Origin of the sequence: Cellvibrio sp. KY-GH-1, from assembly GCF_008806975.1 — a bacterium.
Lineage (GTDB): Bacteria > Pseudomonadota > Gammaproteobacteria > Pseudomonadales > Cellvibrionaceae > Cellvibrio.
Map to the genome: position 1 here is coordinate 5,056,464 of NZ_CP031728.1, position 16,163 is coordinate 5,072,626.

Consider the following 16,163-nt stretch of genomic DNA (forward strand, 5'->3'; position numbering starts at 1 on the left):
ATAACTATCTCTTTGAATATAGACAATTTTTACCGCTTCGCTTGCGTTGCCCAACACTAATAGGTGTAAAGCAGGGATAAGCGCGTTGTGATCTAGCATGTTTGTACTATTTTTAATGCCACCACTGCTGCTTAATTACAGTTTCGACCAATAACAAGAACCGGAGTTTTATCCAATGCGTTCCCTGTCCATGAAGTACAAGCTGATCCTGTTGGGATTGGTTCCTGGTATCGTCATTCTGCTGGTGTTGCTCCTGCTGGTGAGCTCGCGCATGAACAAGATCGTTGATAAGGACATGGAGGTGCTGCGCGACACGCTGCTGGAGGCTCACAAAGCCGAGCTGCGTCATTCGTTGGATGTGGCTGCGTCCCTTATCAAGCCGCTGTACGACTCCTCCAGCGCTAATGACGCGCCTGAAAAATCCCAAGCGATTGAGCTGCTCAAGCGGCTGAAATATGGCAAGGACGGTTATTACTTTGGCTACAACGGCAATTCAGTGCGAGTGTTTTCTGGCAGCGATAGCGCCAAAATTGGCGAAAGCTTTCAAGGATATAAAGACGTAAATGGGGTGTTCCTCATTAGCGAGCTGGTCAAGCAAGGCAAAGCGGGCGGCGGTTTTGTTACCTATCACTTTCCACGACAAGGGCAGGGCGAGACTGCCTACCCCAAGCTCAGCTATGCCATTTGGCTGGAGAAGTGGGATCTGATGGTCGGTACCGGTTTTTATATCGACAATATTGACGCGTCAGTCGCGGAGGCACGGGCGCTCAGTGAGGCCTACATCCGCACTACGTTGATGATTGTCTTTGCGGTAGCGTTGGTGTTGTTAGTGGGGATTTCCCTGTTGGCAGTGTACATCGCCAATAAAACCCTGGAACCCTTGAATGGCCTGGTGCGTAGCCTGGAAGATATAGCTCGCGGCGGTGGTGATTTAACCCGCCGGCTGAAGCGCACCAGCGACGATGAAATCGGCGCTGTGATTTCGGCGTTCAATACGTTTGTGGATTCCATCCACGGTATGATCCAGCGCATCCAGCAGCTCACCAAACAAGTGGCCGAGATTGGTCAGCAGGTATCGCGCGACACCACCTCTACTTTTCAAACGTTGGATCACCAGCGCGAGCAAACTCTGCAAGTTGCCAGTGCGATGAATGAGATGGCCGCTTCGGCAGTAGAGGTTGCACGCAGTACGCAAGAAGCTGCTCATGCGGCCAATGTGACTGAGCAAACTACCAAGGATGCGCAAAAAACCGCGACTCGTTCGATCGAGAATATCCATCAACTCTCTGATGAAGTGCGTTTGAATACCGATGGTTTGCAGCAGTTGCAGCAGGATGTAAATGGTATTGGTGCTGTATCCGATGTAATTCGCGGTATTGCCGACCAGACTAACTTGCTCGCGCTCAATGCATCCATCGAAGCGGCGCGTGCCGGAGAAATGGGGCGCGGTTTTGCCGTAGTGGCGGATGAAGTGCGCGCGTTGGCCGCTCGTACACAAGCGTCCACGCAGGAAATTCAAAGCATGATTCAGCGTCTGCAAAGCAGCACAACAGCGGCGAGCGACTCCATCAAGCGCAGCTTGGTTAAAGGTGATGTGTCGGTGCAGATGGTGACCGAAACCTCGGCAGCGCTAAATGCGATCGATAGTCAGGTCAGCACTATTAATCAGCGTGGCTTGCAAATTGCGACGGCGGCGGAGGAGCAGACGCAAGTGATCGAATCGATCAACCAAAATATGCACGCCATTGCCGACGCCACTGAATCGGCGAGCAAGTATGCGGCGCGCTCCAACGAGTCGGGTGAAAGCCTGGCGAAGGTGGGTGCAGAATTGCAGCAACTGGTTGGTCAATTCCGCACTTGACTGCAGGTAACGAGGTGCTTTTTTGCAATGTTTTGGTGCATTTTTGTTGGGCCAAGTAAATTTTATTTTGTCCTGTCGCTTCAGGGTTGCACCATGAAAAACCAAATTAGTGCCCGTTATCTTAAAAATTGCGTTTATCTAGGGCATAAATTTTTGCGGGTTGCTGCAATTTACGGGTTTAGTATATTCCTACTCTTTTGTTGCTGCAAAAAAATCCAATAAAATCAGGTTGTTAGATGGTTTTAATGATTGGGTATCTGCCCGGGTGACAAAAATGCCTCTCTAGTTGGTCACTGGCATAGCGCTTGCTAAACCCCTCGCAATGAGGAGTTGCAACCCTATGTCTACTACTGCTTTGAAATCTATTCGTTCCGTGTGCCCCTACTGTGGTGTGGGCTGTGGCATGGTGCTGGAAACCGATGGACAAAAAGTCATCAAGGTTTCCGGCGATAAAAACCACCCGTCTAACTTCGGTCGTTTGTGTACCAAAGGCCAAACCAGTGCCCAGGCGCTGGTTAATTCCGGCCGCATGGAGTCGGCGTTTGTGCGTACGGAGCGCCTGCGCGACCCGGTTCAAACCCCGATGTCTCAGGCGATTAGCTATACCGCTAAACGCCTGCGTGAAATCCTCGATCAGTATGGCCCTGACGCACTCAGTTTTTATGTGTCCGGGCAGATGTCGATTGAATCGCAATATCTGGTGAACAAACTCTGCAAAGGCTTTGTGCGCACCAACAATATCGAATCAAACTCGCGGTTGTGTATGGCGAGTGCAGGTATGGGCTACAAACTTTCGCTCGGCTCCGATGCGCCGCCCGGTTCCTACCAGGATTTTGATCACAGCGATTTGTTTTTTGTGATTGGCGCCAACATGGCGGACTGCCATCCAATTTTGTATTTGCGGATGATGGATCGCGTGAAGGCCGGGGCGAAATTAATCGTTGCTGATCCGCGCCGCACGACTACGGCAGAAAAAGCTGACTTATTTTTGCCGATCAAACCCGGTACTGATCTGGCGTTGCTCAATGGTTTGTTATTTTTGCTGCACAAAAACGGCAAAACCGATTCCGCATTTATCGCTCAGTACACCCAAGGCTGGGAAAACTTTCCGGAATTCCTCGCCGATTACACCCCGGAAAAAGTCAGCGAGATTACCGGGCTATCGGTTGAGTCAATTATTAAAGCGGCGGATTTGATTGGCGCCGCGCCAGAATTTATGACCTGCTGGACGATGGGCTTGAATCAAAGTACCCACGGCACCTGGAATACCAACGCCATTTGTAATTTGCATCTGGCCACCGGGAAAATTTGCCGTACGGGCAGCGGGCCTTTTTCGCTCACCGGTCAACCCAATGCCATGGGTGGCCGCGAGATGGGTTATATGGGGCCGGGCTTGCCTGGGCAGCGCGCATTAGTAGTAGAAAAGGATCGCGAATTTATTGAAAACCTGTGGGGCATTCCCCAGGGCTCCATTAGTACCAAACTGGGTAAGGGTACGGTGGATATGTTCGAGCGCATGGCGCGCGGTGAAATTAAAGCCTGTTGGGTGATTTGCACCAATCCGGTTGCGTCTATTCCCAATCGCAAAATTGTGATTGAGGGTTTGCAAAAAGCGGAGTTGGTGATTGCGCAAGATGCATTCCTCGACACCGAAACCAATCGCTACGCCGATGTGTTATTGCCTGGCGCTTTATGGGCCGAAGCGGAAGGTGTGATGATTAACTCAGAGCGCAATATCACCCTGATGCAAGAAGCAGTAAGCCCGCCGGGCGAGGCTATGGCGGATTGGGAAATTGTTGCTCGTGTTGCGCGCGAAATGGGTTTTAGTGAAGGGTTTAATTTTTCCTCCGCTGCAGAGGTGTTTGAAGAAATTAAACAAAGTTACAACCCCAAAACCGGATACGATTTACGCGGCGTCAGTTACGAGCGGTTGCGTGTTGATCCCTTGCAATGGCCCTGTGCCGATGAAAGCTCCAGCCGCAATCCGATTCGCTATTTAAATAATGGTGTTAGTCAACCATTAAAAATCAACGACGACGGCAGTAAACCACAACTGCAATTTGCCACTGAATCCGGCAAAGGTATTTTTCATGCGCGCCCGCATGTAAACCCGGCGGAAATGCCCGATGCAGAATTTCCCATGGTGCTCAACACTGGTCGCGTACAACACCAGTGGCATACGCTCACCAAAACCGGAAAAATTCCCACACTGAATAAATTGAATCCCGGCACCTTTGTGGAAATTAATCCGCAAGATGCAGTGGAGTTGGGTATTAAGAACAAAGACAAAGTAGAGATTCGCTCGCGTCGCGGCTACGCAATTTTGCCCGCCGTGGTGACTGATCGTGTATTGCCTGGCTGTTGTTTCGCGCCGATTCATTGGAATGATGTCTATGGCGATAACCTGTGCATCAATGCCGTCACCAGCGATAAAATCGATGCAATTTCCCAACAGCCCGAATTGAAAGTGGCAGCCGTTGCGCTCAAGCGCGTGGAAGTGTTTGCAGAAGCGAGCACGCCGGATTCCGCGGCGGATGCCAAGCAATCAAGCGCTCACAATTCAGATTATGAGTTGCCAATGACCATGGCCTTTGCACCTGTGGCTGAGGCAACAGCGGCGAGTTTAATAAAAATGTTTGCTGAAAAAGTGGGGGTTGCTGACGTGGTTGCACCGCCGTTTTCCCTCGATGAAAAAAATTACCTTGCCGGGTTTGTTGGCGGCTTGCAAGCCAGCGCCAAATTGATTCAGGCGGTTCCCGCGTTGCCCGAAGATGCGCCGATTAGCGCTGAGTATCGCGCCTGGGTTAATGGTTTATTAGCGGGGATGTTCAGCCGCGTGTTGCCATTGGGTGTTAGCGTGGTTCCGGCACATGCTAAACCAGCATTAACTTTTTTGTGGGCTTCGCAAACTGGTAATGCAGAAACTCTCGCGCAAAAATTTGCGCAGGAGTTATCTGCGCAAGGCTGGGCCGTAAATTTTCAATCCATGAATGATTATTCGGTAGAAAAACTGGCCGCTGATAAATTTGTGGTTTTTGTTACCAGCACTTTTGGTGATGGTGATGCACCTGATAACGGCGGTGACTTCTGGAGTCAATTAAACAGCGATGCCATGGCGTCACTGAGTGAATTGCAATTTGGGTTATTGGCCTTGGGCGATTCCAACTATGACCAGTTCTGTGGTCACGGCAAAAAATTATTTGCACGCATGCAGGCGCTGGGCGCGACGGCGCTGGTTGAGCGCGTGGATTGCGATACCGATTTTGAAGCCCCGGCCGGCGAATGGTTTGCTAAGCTGAAGGAGCAATTAGCGCCGCATGTCTCCGCATCTGGAGCGGCGAATACTGTTACGAGTGCTTCTCCAACTATGTCCACTGCGTCTACTACCACCGGTTTTAACAAAGCCAACCCCTACGCATCGCGTTTGACGGTAAATAACCGCTTGAGCGGCGAAGGTTCTGGGAAAGATGTTCGCCAGTTTGGTTTTGATCTGGGCGAATCGGGCATCACATATGAAGCGGGTGATGCCTTGGGGGTGTGGCCAAAAAATTGCCCCGAGTATGTGTATGAAATCGAGCAATCGCTCAATTTAAATTCCGACGCACCGGTAGTGGTAGATACCCATGAAAAGCCGCTGCACAACGCGCTACTCGAAAATTACGAAATTTGTCGCCCCAGTTTGGAAGCCTTGCAGTTTATTGCTGAGCGATCCAAAAGTGCCGAACTGAAAAAATTACTTGATGCCGAACACAAACAAGAGCTGCAAGAGTGGCTCTATGGCCGGCAGTTAGTGGATATTCTGCACGAGTTCCCCATTCGTGCGAGTGTAGAAGAATTTATCGGCGTATTAAAACGCATCCAACCGCGTTTGTACTCCATTGCATCAAGCCCCAAGGCACAGCCCAGTCGCATTGATCTAACCGTTTCCGCAGTGCGTTACACGCGCTTCCGCGACAGTAAAAAGATTCGTAAAGGCGTTGCTTCTACCTTTCTCGCAGATCGTGCCGGCAATGTGGATGTGCCCATCTTTGTGCAACCCAGCAAGCATTTCCATGTGCCGGAAAACGGCGCTACGCCATTAATCATGGTTGGTCCGGGTACCGGCGTTGCGCCTTTCCGCGGTTTCTTGCAAGAGCGACAAGCGCGCGGCGACGCTGGCAAAAACTGGCTGTTCTTTGGCGAGCAACATGCGGCAACGGATTTTTATTATCAGGATGAATTGCAACAATTCCAGAAAGACGGCGTGCTTAACGAATTGAGCCTTGCGTTCTCGCGTGACCAAGCACAAAAAATCTACGTGCAAGATCGCATGCGCGAACGCGGCCAGGAGATTTGGAATTGGCTCGAAGAGGGGGCTTACTTCTGCGTGTGCGGCGATGCCAGCCGAATGGCTAAAGATGTGGATCAAGCGCTGCGCGATATCATTCAGCAATACGGCAAGTTCGATGACGCTGATACCGTCAACTACATCCGCAAACTGAATATGGATAAGCGCTACCTGCGCGATGTGTATTAACTATTTAACCAACAGTTAAGTCGCCATCCGGAATCCCCCGGCCAACCGCAGTTGGCGGGGGATTTTTTAATTGGGTTCTGCAGGTCACGACTTCTTTCTTCTGCCGTTAAGCATCCACCCTATGGGGGTGTGGCGCACCAACAATTGATAACTTAATAATCCTATGGAAAAAGTTGTAACTGAAGTCAGTAAAAACTCTAGCCACACATTCCAATTCTTATCCAGTAATAAAACCTGAATAAAGACAATAATCGGCGGATGAATCAGATATATCCAGTAAGCGGCGTCAGCAAGATAGCGAAAAAAACGGTTGTGCAGAGTGAAAAATTTCTTGCCGATTATCAGACACACAAAAACCATATAAGCGGATACAAACCCATGAAGCAGTGCCAGTGTTAGCTGCCTGACTGGCTCTACTGAAAATCTGTCCGGATGAAGTGCTTGCTCGAACGAAACTGTATCCGGATAAAGTGAAAAGGCGACTGCAAATAGCGCAATACTTAAAGCCAACAACACTGCCCAATGAGGTTCGAGCCCATCCAGTAAATGTTTGTTGGAAAAAAATAACCAACCTAGAACGAAATAGATACCGTAATAACCGAATGACCAGAGCTGCGGATATATTTTATCTGGCGTTAGTGCTGGTGGTGTTATTTGCGCATAGAGCGCAGGGACAAGCATTAAGGGCAGGCCGAACAATAGGGTAACTTTGAGTGCAATTGATGAGCGGCGCGAAAGCCACTTATTAAGGTTGAATGGTGCCAACTTTATCCAGAGTAATGCGGACACATAAAAAATAAGCAGATTATACAAAAACCATAAATGCATCGTGCTAAATTGTGTATTCATCACCTGCGGGTTTGGGTAATTATTTACGATAAACATCAAGGCCGGCGGGCGATGTTGTGCGTTGTACGCGGCGTAAATAACGACACCGATCATCGCCGCAAGCAGTATAGGGAGAAATATAACAAAAGGGGCGAGTACGCGCTGGCTGCGGTTTTTTATTAAACCGTTCACGCCATGCTTCATCAATAAATAATGACCAAAAAAGCCTGCGATAAACATAAACAAGGGCATGCGAAACAAATGGGTGAAATACGCGATGGCTTCCAGGCTCGTTGAATGTGTCGTGTTGGATACTACCCAGGTCTCATGGTTTATTGGCATATAGGCAATAGATGCATGAAATAAAATGCCCACTAACATCGCCATTGCGCGTAGGTTATCGAGATAGTGAAATCGAGCGCTTTCGGGATGAAGGAATATATTTGACGATGTTTGTGTAGGTGTGGACACGATTGAACTACCTGTTACCTCTTCTTGCGTGCGACTCATAACACTCTCCTGATTAATATAAGTCATGGTGGCCGGTATGTGCTTTTTTCAAGCCGTCCTAGCGTAGATAATTCACAGTCAGGTGATAATCATGTATTTTGTGATAATACTGTTCACCAATGCGAACAATAAAATTGGCCCGAGGCATAATCAGGAGCGGATAGATGAGTCGCTGGGATGGATTTGAGGAATTTGTCGAAGTGGTTAGGTGCAGCAGTTTTTCTGCGGCAGCAACGACGCTGGGGGTGTCCAAAGCGCATGTGAGTCAGCAAATCAGTAAATTGGAGGAACGATTAGGTACGCGTCTTTTACATCGTACCACTCGAAAAATTTCCCTTTCGGAAACCGGACAAATCTATTACGAACAATGTCAGCAAATTATCGAGGATCTGGAAAATGCGGAGCAGTCAGTCAATACATTGCAGAATGATGCGCAAGGATTACTGCGGATAAGTGCTCCACATCTGTTGGGCGAGTTATTACTCATCCCCGCGATAGCAAATTTTTTAACACTCCATCCAAAATTGGAAATTGATATTGATTTGAATAGCCATAAGGTGGATTTGATTGCAAGTCGTTATGATATTGCTGTTGAGGTAGGTGAGCGCAAGGATATCAATGTGGTTAATCGTGTGTTAGCTCCCACCCGCTTTCATGTAGTGGCAAGCCCCGAGTATTTACAACACTGTGCGGCGCCGACACATCCGGATGATTTAAAACATCATCACTGTTTGTTATTTTCAGACTACGGTCATATCAAGCCCTGGCGTTTTAGCGGACCCGACGGGATTATAAGTGTTACCCCAAAATGCAGTTGGCGCTGCAACAGCGGGCACGGTTTACGTGCCGGCGCAAAGCAGGGCTTGGGGCTCGCCTATTTGCCCGATTATTATTTGAAAGAAGACCTGGAACAGGGAAAGCTGGTTAAAGTCATGAACGATTGGCAATCAGCTGATCGTAACCTCGTTGCCATTTACCAACATCGCCGCCATCTTTCCTCCAAGATACGCCTATTCACCGAGTTTATGCGCGAAACCTTCAGCAAAGAAATTCCGCTGATGTCGGCTTAAAATGAGTTGAGCGGTTTTATACAATTATTATGTTATAGGGCACTGAGCCCTGAGGCTGTTTATGGAAAATTCAATCAAACAACATGCAGAAGAACTTTTAGAAAATGGTGAAGTTGAAGCATTGTATAAATTGTTATCACCTTATCTTGAAAAAGACGATCCTTATGCACAATTTTTGTATTCCAGTTTTAGTTTGGAAAGCTCTGGCGAAACTGAAGAAGAATTTGAAGTGCGCAGTATGAAGTTATTGGAGCTGGCGTCTGCAGGTGGAGTTGCGGAGGCATCCTATCGTCTGGGCGTTATTTACCTGTACGGCGATTTTGTTGAAAGTGCTACCAAAAGTTCCAGTGAATATTTTGAACGCGCCATCACTCAGGGGCATGCGCATTCGAAATTTACCTATGGCTTTAATTTGTATTACGGGTTTGGTGATGTAAAGCAAGACAAGGCGCGCGGTTTGCACTTAATGGAAGAGGCTGCAGCAGAAGGCATAGTATCGGCTGCAGAAGAGTTGAAGCTTATATATTCGAAATAGGTTTCTACCCGCAATTGACGGAGTAGTAAAATTAAACAGATGCAAATGCCGTTCACTTTTGTTTTTTTGGGAGGGCTTTCGCATCCGGTTGCCCAAGTTTTGGCGCTACCTGATGATGCCGACCAAAACTACATAATCGCTGGCATGAAGATCGAGGTGCTGGAGATTGTTATCGCGCAAAACGCACTGCCTGCCAGTACTACCTAGCAAATTCTGATTAATTAATGGTCTCCAGTTTAGGGGATAACCCGTCGGGATCAGCCCGCCGGGTTTATTTAATGCACAGCGCGACTGCGTGCTATTTGTGCCTATGGGGCGATATTGATCAATCCAGTGCAGCCCAATGGTCATCACGGTTTGCGGCTGTTACCAATCACTCATGCACAACGTTATTCACAGCTTTTGTGGATAGCTGTGAATATTCTGTTGTGTGTATTTCCAACAACATGAGCGCGTAGCGTTCTTTTAATGGCTGTGCTGGAAAGTAATAGGCATGCGTGTGCAAACTGACCAGGCTGGTGCAAATAATAAACGCGAGCCGCGCAAGCCAGCCTTGCTGCCAACAAAATTTGGCCAGTCTGTAACCAATAAAAACTGGCACCAACAAAATAACCAGTGATGCAATAAAATTAATCATGGCTTGTGCTCCGACTTTTTTTGCGGCGCAATAAAAATTCGGCGAGGCCTACGCCAATGATATCGGCCACTAAATCCATCGCATCCAGAGTGCGCGTTGCAAAAAATTGTTGGCTCAATTCTTCCAGTAGTGCAAAAAGTAAAACGATAAGACTGCCCCAATAAATTGAGTAACTTTTCGCACGAACCTGGCGCAATGCCAGGCTCAAATTAAGTAAAAAGGCGAGTGCACCGTAAAGCCAGATATGCCCGAGCTTATCGCCCAACGGTAGACTTTCAACTAGCAAAAACACGGTGTTTTTTGCACCTGTATCTGCTTGATAAATAATCCAGCCGATAAAACTCGCGAGTGCTGCAAACGCCAACCAATACACTTGTGTCGTTACTTTCATGATTGGCTCACAGCTTTGCCGGGATTATTCAGGTTGTACCAATCCACTTTACGGGTGAGTGTCATAAAGGCGCCAAGTACAAAGAACAGGAGTATTGATCCCATCAACAGTGCATAGTCTTCTGCACTGAGCAAACCGTATAGCAAGCCATAAAGCAGCGCCAGGGCACTGGTAAAGCCCAATGCACGCACGATGTTTTGCAATACATAACTGACGTAGAAGCCGATCAAACCGATACAGGCGCTGGCAGAAATAATATAGGCGAGCGAAAAACCCATATGTTCCGATAAGGAAATTAATAGCAAATAGAAAAATGCCAGCGCCAAGCCAACCAATGCGTATTGGATGGGGTGTACTTGCAGACGCTTTAAAATTTCAAACAGGAAAAATCCCGCGAAGGTGAGTGCTATAAAAAGCAGCGCGTATTTAATCGCACGGTCACTTTTTACGTAGTGATTAATCGGGTCAATTAAATTCACACCGAACTGACTTTGTTCAAAGCTATTGCATTCACGATTGCTGACACAGCGAAAGAACTGTTCGGCCATATTGGTGGAGAAATAGCTGGTTTGCCAGCGTGCGGTAAATCCGGTTTGGTGGATGCTGTGTTCAATTGGTAAATAGTTGCCAATAAAGCTGGGGTGTGGCCAATCGGATCGCATACTCACGTGTGTTTCTTTACCCAGCGGTACCAGGTTAAATTGGCTGGTGCCTTTTAATTGCAAGGGAAGCGAGAAGGTATAATTTTTTCCCGCGTCAATATTGGCGAGTTTTACATGTACACCATTGCCCAACAGCGATAGTTGGCTGCCGGGCTCGGCGTTGAAGCTGGCTTGATTCCATTGCAAGGTCAGTGAGTTGTCTATACCGCGAATATCGCTTATCCCCAGCGCGACATAAGCGGGCTGTAATTGGTAATCAACAATCGCATCGCCTAAGCCAAAATTTTCCGGTATCGAAAATTTCCCATCAATTTTATTTTTCGTGTGATAAAGGTGCGCGCCATAAATGCCCAGCTTGCGCATCTCCGTGGACATGTCGGAATCTACCCGTAACAGTTCGGGTAAAAAGTACAACTCTCCCTTTACTTGCCGCTCCTCCATGATGCGCTCCTTGTTTTCATTCAGGTGCGCGTAACGTTCGGTTTTTATGTAGGGCACTACTAATACCGGGCCGGTGAGGGTTTGGCTGTAGCTGGAGTTTTTGGCGATCTCTTGCACTACTTGCTCACTGTAGCGCTGACGTTCATCGATGGAGTTACCAATCATCCCGACGGGAATCAGCAACAGGAGTATCAATACCCCAATGGTCATTAATTTAAAGAGTAGTGGCTTTTTCATAAGGTTCTCCCTGTGGATTTGGTGAACCTATGGTCGCAGCTCTCTGTGGGGGTTATATGGGAGTAATGTGGTGTTTATGTGGAGTTGGCCAATTAGCCTTGTTTGGGAAACTCCAGTCGTGCACAAACCCCGCTGGATGTATTGAGCAGTTGCAGTTGGCCCTGGTGCAGATTCATTACTTCCTGCACGAAGCTCAGGCCGAGCCCGGTGCTTTTGCGGCCAGTAGTGGGGCGGGGCAGCGAGAAGAAGCGCTCGGTCAGACGCGGCATTGCGTAGTCGGGAATGGGCTCGCCCTGATTGGTGATACGCATTACCCAGTGCTGATCCTGTCGCTCTACGGTAATCAGGATTTGGCCTGCGACTGGTGTAAAATCCAGCGCGTTATCGAGCAGGTTTAATAATGCCTGCTCGATTAAAAATTTTTCGCCGTAAATTTCGGCGTGTTCATCCAGCGATAATTGCAGTTGAATTTTTTGCTGTGCAATGCGCGCTGCACGCGTATTTAACAGTGATTCAATCAAGTGTTTGAGCGAGATGATGACAGGCGAGTGTAAACTTTGCTGTTGTTCAACTAACGCGAGGTTTAATAAGCGTTCTATCAACTGCTGCAAACGCAGGCTTTCAGATTCAATATTGGCCAGAAATTTTTGCTGTTGCGCTTCGCTCATGGGGGATTGCAATAATTCACTCGCTGCGCGAATTCCGGCGAGCGGACTTTTTAATTCGTGGGTCAGGGTTTGTACGTACTGTTCAATGTAGGCCTTGCCGTCCAATTGGTTGCGCATAGATTCTAATGCATGTGCCAATTGTCCCAGTTCGCCACTGTGGATCAAACCCGGCGTTAACACCGCGCGCTGGCCCTGACTGACGTTGAGCGCGTATTCGCGCAAGCGGCGCAGTTCGCGGCTAAACCACCAGGAGAAAATCGCTCCGGAAATTAGCCCCAATAAAATTAGCCCTGCACCCAATAATCCAAGCCGGCGTTGGGTGCGATCTATGTAGGGTTGCAAACTGCGATTGGGTTTGGCAACGGATACCACACCAATAATTTTTCCTGCGTGAGTAATAGGCGCTGCCACATACATAATGCTGGAATTTTCATCGCCCTGTGTTTCCAGTGTGGAGCGTGCACCGTATTTTCCCTGCAAGGTGAGCAGCACATCGTTCCAGCGCGAATAGTCTTGCCCCACCGCAATATTGCTGGAATCCAGCAGCACTATGCCTTTGTCATCGGTGACATAAATACGGTGATTCACTTGCTGCTTACTGACTCCCCAAATAGTCGCATTGGGTTGGCGCTGACCGTAAGCCTGCAATATTTCGTTAATTCGCGGCGATTGTAACTGATTAGTGAGCAGTGGCTCGCGCAAAAACTCGGCCAGCAAGTTGGCAGTGTCTACTAAGGTTTCTTCTGTGGATTGACGTACGCCGGGGCGAATTTCATCCATCACAGTGCGCAAAACAAAATAGCTGCAGAGCGCAACAAAAAGCAGGTAAACAATAAATATCCGCAGACTAAGGCTCATATTTTTTCACTGCATGCGTTATTGGCGCGTATCTGGTTGGTAAGCATATCCAAAGCCGCGCTGGGTTTTTATTGGCTCAGCGTCGGGGGCGATTGCACGCAATTTAGCGCGCAGGGTTTTGATATGCCCGTCGATATTTCGGTCATAACCCGCGTCGGGATTAATGCCCAACGCATCCAATAATTGATCGCGACTAAACACCCGGCCGGGTTGTGCAACCAGCGTTTGCAGCAGGGAAAATTCCAGGCGAGTGAGTGTTAGCGGCTGTTGCTGGTAGCTGATTAATTTGCGGTCGTTGTCGATAATAAATTCGCGTGTATTAATAAGTGTATTCACAGTAGCGGTTTGGTCCGCAGCGCCAGCACTGGGAGTTGAAACAGTTTCAGGTACTGTAACTACGCGAGTGCGTTTTAGAATTGCCTTAACGCGTGCAGCTAGCTCGCGTGGACTAAATGGTTTTACCACATAATCGTCCGCACCGATTTCCAGCCCTACAACACGATCCAGTTCGGCGCCGCGCGCGGTTAAAAAAATCACCGGCACTTCGGAAAATTTGCGCAGCTGTTTGCACGCCTCAAACCCGGTCATATCCGGCAGGCCCACATCCATCACCACCAAATCCACCGGTGTGGTTTGCAAATAGGCCAGCGCCTTACCCGCGAGTGTTTCCCAGTGGGTGGTGAAACTCTCGGCTTGCAGAACAAACACCAGGCTTTCCGCAATGGAGGGCTCGTCTTCCAAAATTAATATGTGGGGCATAACACAAGGTTCCTGCTTTTTAACGCATGTTAAGGCTTTGTTCTTGGGCTGGGCAAGTTGTCTGCGACTGTTACAATGCGGGCCAATCAGCTGTTGGAGGTAATCTCTATGAGTTCAAATCCTGTTAGTTCTTCATATCCCAAGCCCATTCTTGTTTTACTTGCGGGCAGAACTTTTCCCGAGATCAGTCAAGCTGATGGTGATTTTGATGATTGGATTGCACACGGACTGGGTGAGCAGTGTTTAGTGATGCGGATGGATGCGCGTGAAGCGGAAGACTTACCTGAACTCTCAGGAATCGCCGGTGTGGTAGTGAGTGGTTCCCACGCGATGGTGAGTGAGCGTTTGCCGTGGAGTGAGCGTTTGGCGCAGTGGTTGAAATCCTGCGTGGATGAAAGTGTACCCGTGTTGGGTATTTGTTATGGGCATCAACTATTAGCCCATGGGTGCGGTGGTTTTGTGGATTATCATCCAGAAGGTATCGAAATAGGCACTCGAACTATTCAGTTAACTGAATCTGCCCGGCAGGATTTATTGTTCGCAAATATGCCTGACGCATTTCCTGCGCAATTGGTTCACTCACAATCAGTGCGCGAACTTCCTAACGGTGCAGTATTGCTTGCGCGTGGTGAGCACGAATCCCATCAGGCATATCGGGTCGGCCAGTGTGCATGGGGTGTGCAGTTTCATCCTGAGTTTTCCGCGCCGGCAATGAAAAAATATATTCAGCAATTGGAGCAAAAGCTGAGCAGCGAAAATTGTGATGCGAAAGCGCTGAGTTTAGCGGTCGTCGATACTCCAGACTCTGCAAAATTGCTGCGCAGGTTTGCGGAAATTTGTAATCACCATAAATAAAAACGGCAACCGAAGTTGCCGCCTATTCAATTCCTTTTTTTTGGTTGCCATTATTGGCAGCTACGAACCTGGGTCCAGGCGTTAGTCCAGGCCCAGCCAGTACCCGGCGCGTAGGCGCCACCTTGTGAACACCAACCACTTACTGTACAGCGATACTCATTACCGACGTTCTGTACCAGTGCGTTGTTGGCGTAACTGGCGCCGTTAACGTAAGCGGGTGAAGTACAGCTGCCGGTTGCAACGGATGAAGCTGTAGAAGAGCGTACGCTGCTTACTGAGCTTCTGGGTGTGCTAGTTGTTGCCGACGACGCAACACTTGACCCGCCTTCGCTACAAGCACCCAAATCCAACCAGTAGTTGTATTCGCCTGAGGTGAGCGCAGGGTCATTGCCTTGCGTCCAGTAGTTGGCTTGGTAGCGTTTATTGTTGTGTTGAACCTGTTGCGGCTTGTTGTACACAGTGGCGGCATTCCAGGTTGGTAAACCAGCACAAGTATTACCAGAGATACTTGACGTGCTGATTGATGAGGAGCGAGACGAAGTAGCGATTGACGATGGACTGCTCGACGTTGGGTTACCAAAAACTACGTCGATACATTGATAAAACGCTTCCGGCGCATCTGCAACCGGGTCGCGCTGCCAAATGCTGTACACAATGTGGCGGCCAGTACGTTGTGGCAAATTTACGATATGGGTTGAAGTAGATTCGCGATCGGCCGGTGCAGATTGGTGGATTTGTTCCAGATCAGACCATTTCAGTGGCGCTGCACCTGGGTTGAATCCTTGCTTGGTAATGTAGTAACGGAAGTACTTGGTTTTGTGTGCGGCAGGGTTGGTCCAAATAAACGCAGTGGGGCCTGCGCTTACTGTCGTTGCACCCCAATCATTTCTCGCCAAATCCAAGCCCGCCATGCTTGCGTGGTTTGCGCTACATAACTTGCCATCGGGAATCAGTGCCTGGTGGTTATCATTCGCGCCGCCAATGCCAATGGACTGTGGTTCATATTGGCTTGCGTTGCCAGCGGCAGCAGCGGCAACGCAGGCTGGAGAGCTTCCACCACCTTGCGCAGAGGTACACAGAAATGCGCGGCTTTTAGGGCTGGAAACATAACCGTGCGCACTCACTTCAACTGCGCTAAATAAAGCAGCAGCACCCATCAACGCGGAAAGGCCAAAAATATTTAATGATTTGAAACGGGAAACTGCGGATTGATTATTGATTGTTGTCACTTTCACACTCCACTGTAATCAAAGTTGATTGTTTATTTGGAATAGGCAAAAAAAACGACTGGATGTTTTTGCGAGAATAAAAATGGCTGTGCGTGAAACACGAAAT

13 protein-coding genes are annotated in these 16,163 nt (G+C 48.7%); 6 read left to right on the forward strand and 7 right to left on the reverse strand.

Annotated features, from left to right (window positions below; translation table 11 throughout):
- Window positions 1-175 precede the first annotated feature (175 nt).
- Both D0C16_RS21275 and D0C16_RS21280 read left to right on the forward strand, forming a co-directional pair.
- Window positions 176-1,861, forward strand: a complete 1,686-nt coding sequence (locus tag D0C16_RS21275) for a methyl-accepting chemotaxis protein (RefSeq protein WP_225318795.1) — start codon at window positions 176-178, stop codon at window positions 1,859-1,861.
- Window positions 1,862-2,201: 340 nt separating this feature from the next.
- Window positions 2,202-6,377, forward strand: coding sequence for a bifunctional nitrate reductase/sulfite reductase flavoprotein subunit alpha (locus tag D0C16_RS21280; protein ID WP_151034199.1), 4,176 nt, complete (start codon window positions 2,202-2,204; stop codon window positions 6,375-6,377).
- 84 nt (window positions 6,378-6,461) lie between these two features.
- Here the strand turns inward: D0C16_RS21280 and D0C16_RS21285 are convergent, their stop codons facing one another.
- Window positions 6,462-7,715, reverse strand: coding sequence for an acyltransferase family protein (locus tag D0C16_RS21285; protein WP_191968583.1), 1,254 nt, complete (start codon window positions 7,713-7,715; stop codon window positions 6,462-6,464).
- Between the two features lie 164 nt (window positions 7,716-7,879).
- On the opposite strand from D0C16_RS21285, the gene D0C16_RS21290 reads away from it, so the two are divergent.
- From D0C16_RS21290 to D0C16_RS24110, 3 genes are all read left to right on the forward strand, one after another.
- Window positions 7,880-8,785, forward strand: a complete 906-nt coding sequence (locus tag D0C16_RS21290) for a LysR family transcriptional regulator (RefSeq protein WP_151034201.1) — start codon at window positions 7,880-7,882, stop codon at window positions 8,783-8,785.
- A 61-nt stretch (window positions 8,786-8,846) separates the two neighbouring features.
- Entirely contained in the window at window positions 8,847-9,320 is a 474-nt protein-coding gene (locus D0C16_RS21295) for a tetratricopeptide repeat protein (protein WP_151034202.1), read from the forward strand.
- A 45-nt stretch (window positions 9,321-9,365) separates the two neighbouring features.
- Entirely contained in the window at window positions 9,366-9,527 is a 162-nt protein-coding gene (locus tag D0C16_RS24110; protein ID WP_191968584.1) for a hypothetical protein, read from the forward strand.
- A gap of 166 nt (window positions 9,528-9,693) precedes the next feature.
- On the opposite strand, the gene D0C16_RS21300 is transcribed toward D0C16_RS24110, so the two are convergent.
- From D0C16_RS21300 to creB, 5 genes are all read right to left on the reverse strand, one after another.
- A complete protein-coding gene (locus D0C16_RS21300; RefSeq protein WP_151034203.1) occupies window positions 9,694-9,957 on the reverse strand; it encodes a hypothetical protein in 264 nt (87 codons plus the stop codon).
- Window positions 9,950-10,348, reverse strand: a complete 399-nt coding sequence (locus tag D0C16_RS21305; protein ID WP_151034204.1) for a VanZ family protein — start codon at window positions 10,346-10,348, stop codon at window positions 9,950-9,952. Before D0C16_RS21305 ends, D0C16_RS21300 begins: the two co-directional genes overlap by 8 nt.
- The gene (creD, locus tag D0C16_RS21310; protein ID WP_151034205.1) at window positions 10,345-11,688 is read right to left on the reverse strand and encodes a cell envelope integrity protein CreD; all 1,344 of its coding nucleotides are present in this window, start codon (window positions 11,686-11,688) and stop codon (window positions 10,345-10,347) included. Before creD ends, D0C16_RS21305 begins: the two co-directional genes overlap by 4 nt.
- A 92-nt stretch (window positions 11,689-11,780) precedes the next feature.
- Window positions 11,781-13,214, reverse strand: coding sequence for a two-component system sensor histidine kinase CreC (gene creC, locus D0C16_RS21315; RefSeq protein ID WP_151034206.1), 1,434 nt, complete (start codon window positions 13,212-13,214; stop codon window positions 11,781-11,783).
- An 18-nt stretch (window positions 13,215-13,232) separates the two neighbouring features.
- Window positions 13,233-13,973: a two-component system response regulator CreB gene (creB, locus tag D0C16_RS21320; protein ID WP_151034207.1), complete on the reverse strand. Its 741-nt coding sequence runs from the start codon at window positions 13,971-13,973 to the stop codon at window positions 13,233-13,235.
- A 108-nt stretch (window positions 13,974-14,081) separates the two neighbouring features.
- Between creB and D0C16_RS21325 the strand changes: the two genes are divergently transcribed.
- A complete protein-coding gene (locus tag D0C16_RS21325; protein WP_151034208.1) occupies window positions 14,082-14,828 on the forward strand; it encodes a glutamine amidotransferase in 747 nt (248 codons plus the stop codon).
- Window positions 14,829-14,878: 50 nt separating this feature from the next.
- Here D0C16_RS21325 and D0C16_RS21330 read toward each other — a convergent pair whose 3' ends face one another.
- The gene (locus tag D0C16_RS21330; protein ID WP_225318796.1) at window positions 14,879-16,057 is read right to left on the reverse strand and encodes a lytic polysaccharide monooxygenase; all 1,179 of its coding nucleotides are present in this window, start codon (window positions 16,055-16,057) and stop codon (window positions 14,879-14,881) included.
- Window positions 16,058-16,163: the final 106 nt, after the last annotated feature.

Coding starts and splice junctions, on each gene's coding strand:
- creC (WP_151034206.1), bottom strand. CDS start 13,214: ATGAGCCTTAGTCTGCGGATATTTATTGTTTACCTGCTTTTTGTTGCG.
- D0C16_RS21280 (WP_151034199.1), top strand. CDS start 2,202: ATGTCTACTACTGCTTTGAAATCTATTCGTTCCGTGTGCCCCTACTGT.
- D0C16_RS21300 (WP_151034203.1), bottom strand. CDS start 9,957: ATGATTAATTTTATTGCATCACTGGTTATTTTGTTGGTGCCAGTTTTT.
- D0C16_RS21290 (WP_151034201.1), top strand. CDS start 7,880: ATGAGTCGCTGGGATGGATTTGAGGAATTTGTCGAAGTGGTTAGGTGC.
- D0C16_RS21275 (WP_225318795.1), top strand. CDS start 176: ATGCGTTCCCTGTCCATGAAGTACAAGCTGATCCTGTTGGGATTGGTT.
- D0C16_RS21285 (WP_191968583.1), bottom strand. CDS start 7,715: ATGAGTCGCACGCAAGAAGAGGTAACAGGTAGTTCAATCGTGTCCACA.
- D0C16_RS21305 (WP_151034204.1), bottom strand. CDS start 10,348: ATGAAAGTAACGACACAAGTGTATTGGTTGGCGTTTGCAGCACTCGCG.
- D0C16_RS24110 (WP_191968584.1), top strand. CDS start 9,366: ATGCCGTTCACTTTTGTTTTTTTGGGAGGGCTTTCGCATCCGGTTGCC.
- creB (WP_151034207.1), bottom strand. CDS start 13,973: ATGCCCCACATATTAATTTTGGAAGACGAGCCCTCCATTGCGGAAAGC.
- D0C16_RS21325 (WP_151034208.1), top strand. CDS start 14,082: ATGAGTTCAAATCCTGTTAGTTCTTCATATCCCAAGCCCATTCTTGTT.
- D0C16_RS21295 (WP_151034202.1), top strand. CDS start 8,847: ATGGAAAATTCAATCAAACAACATGCAGAAGAACTTTTAGAAAATGGT.
- creD (WP_151034205.1), bottom strand. CDS start 11,688: ATGAAAAAGCCACTACTCTTTAAATTAATGACCATTGGGGTATTGATA.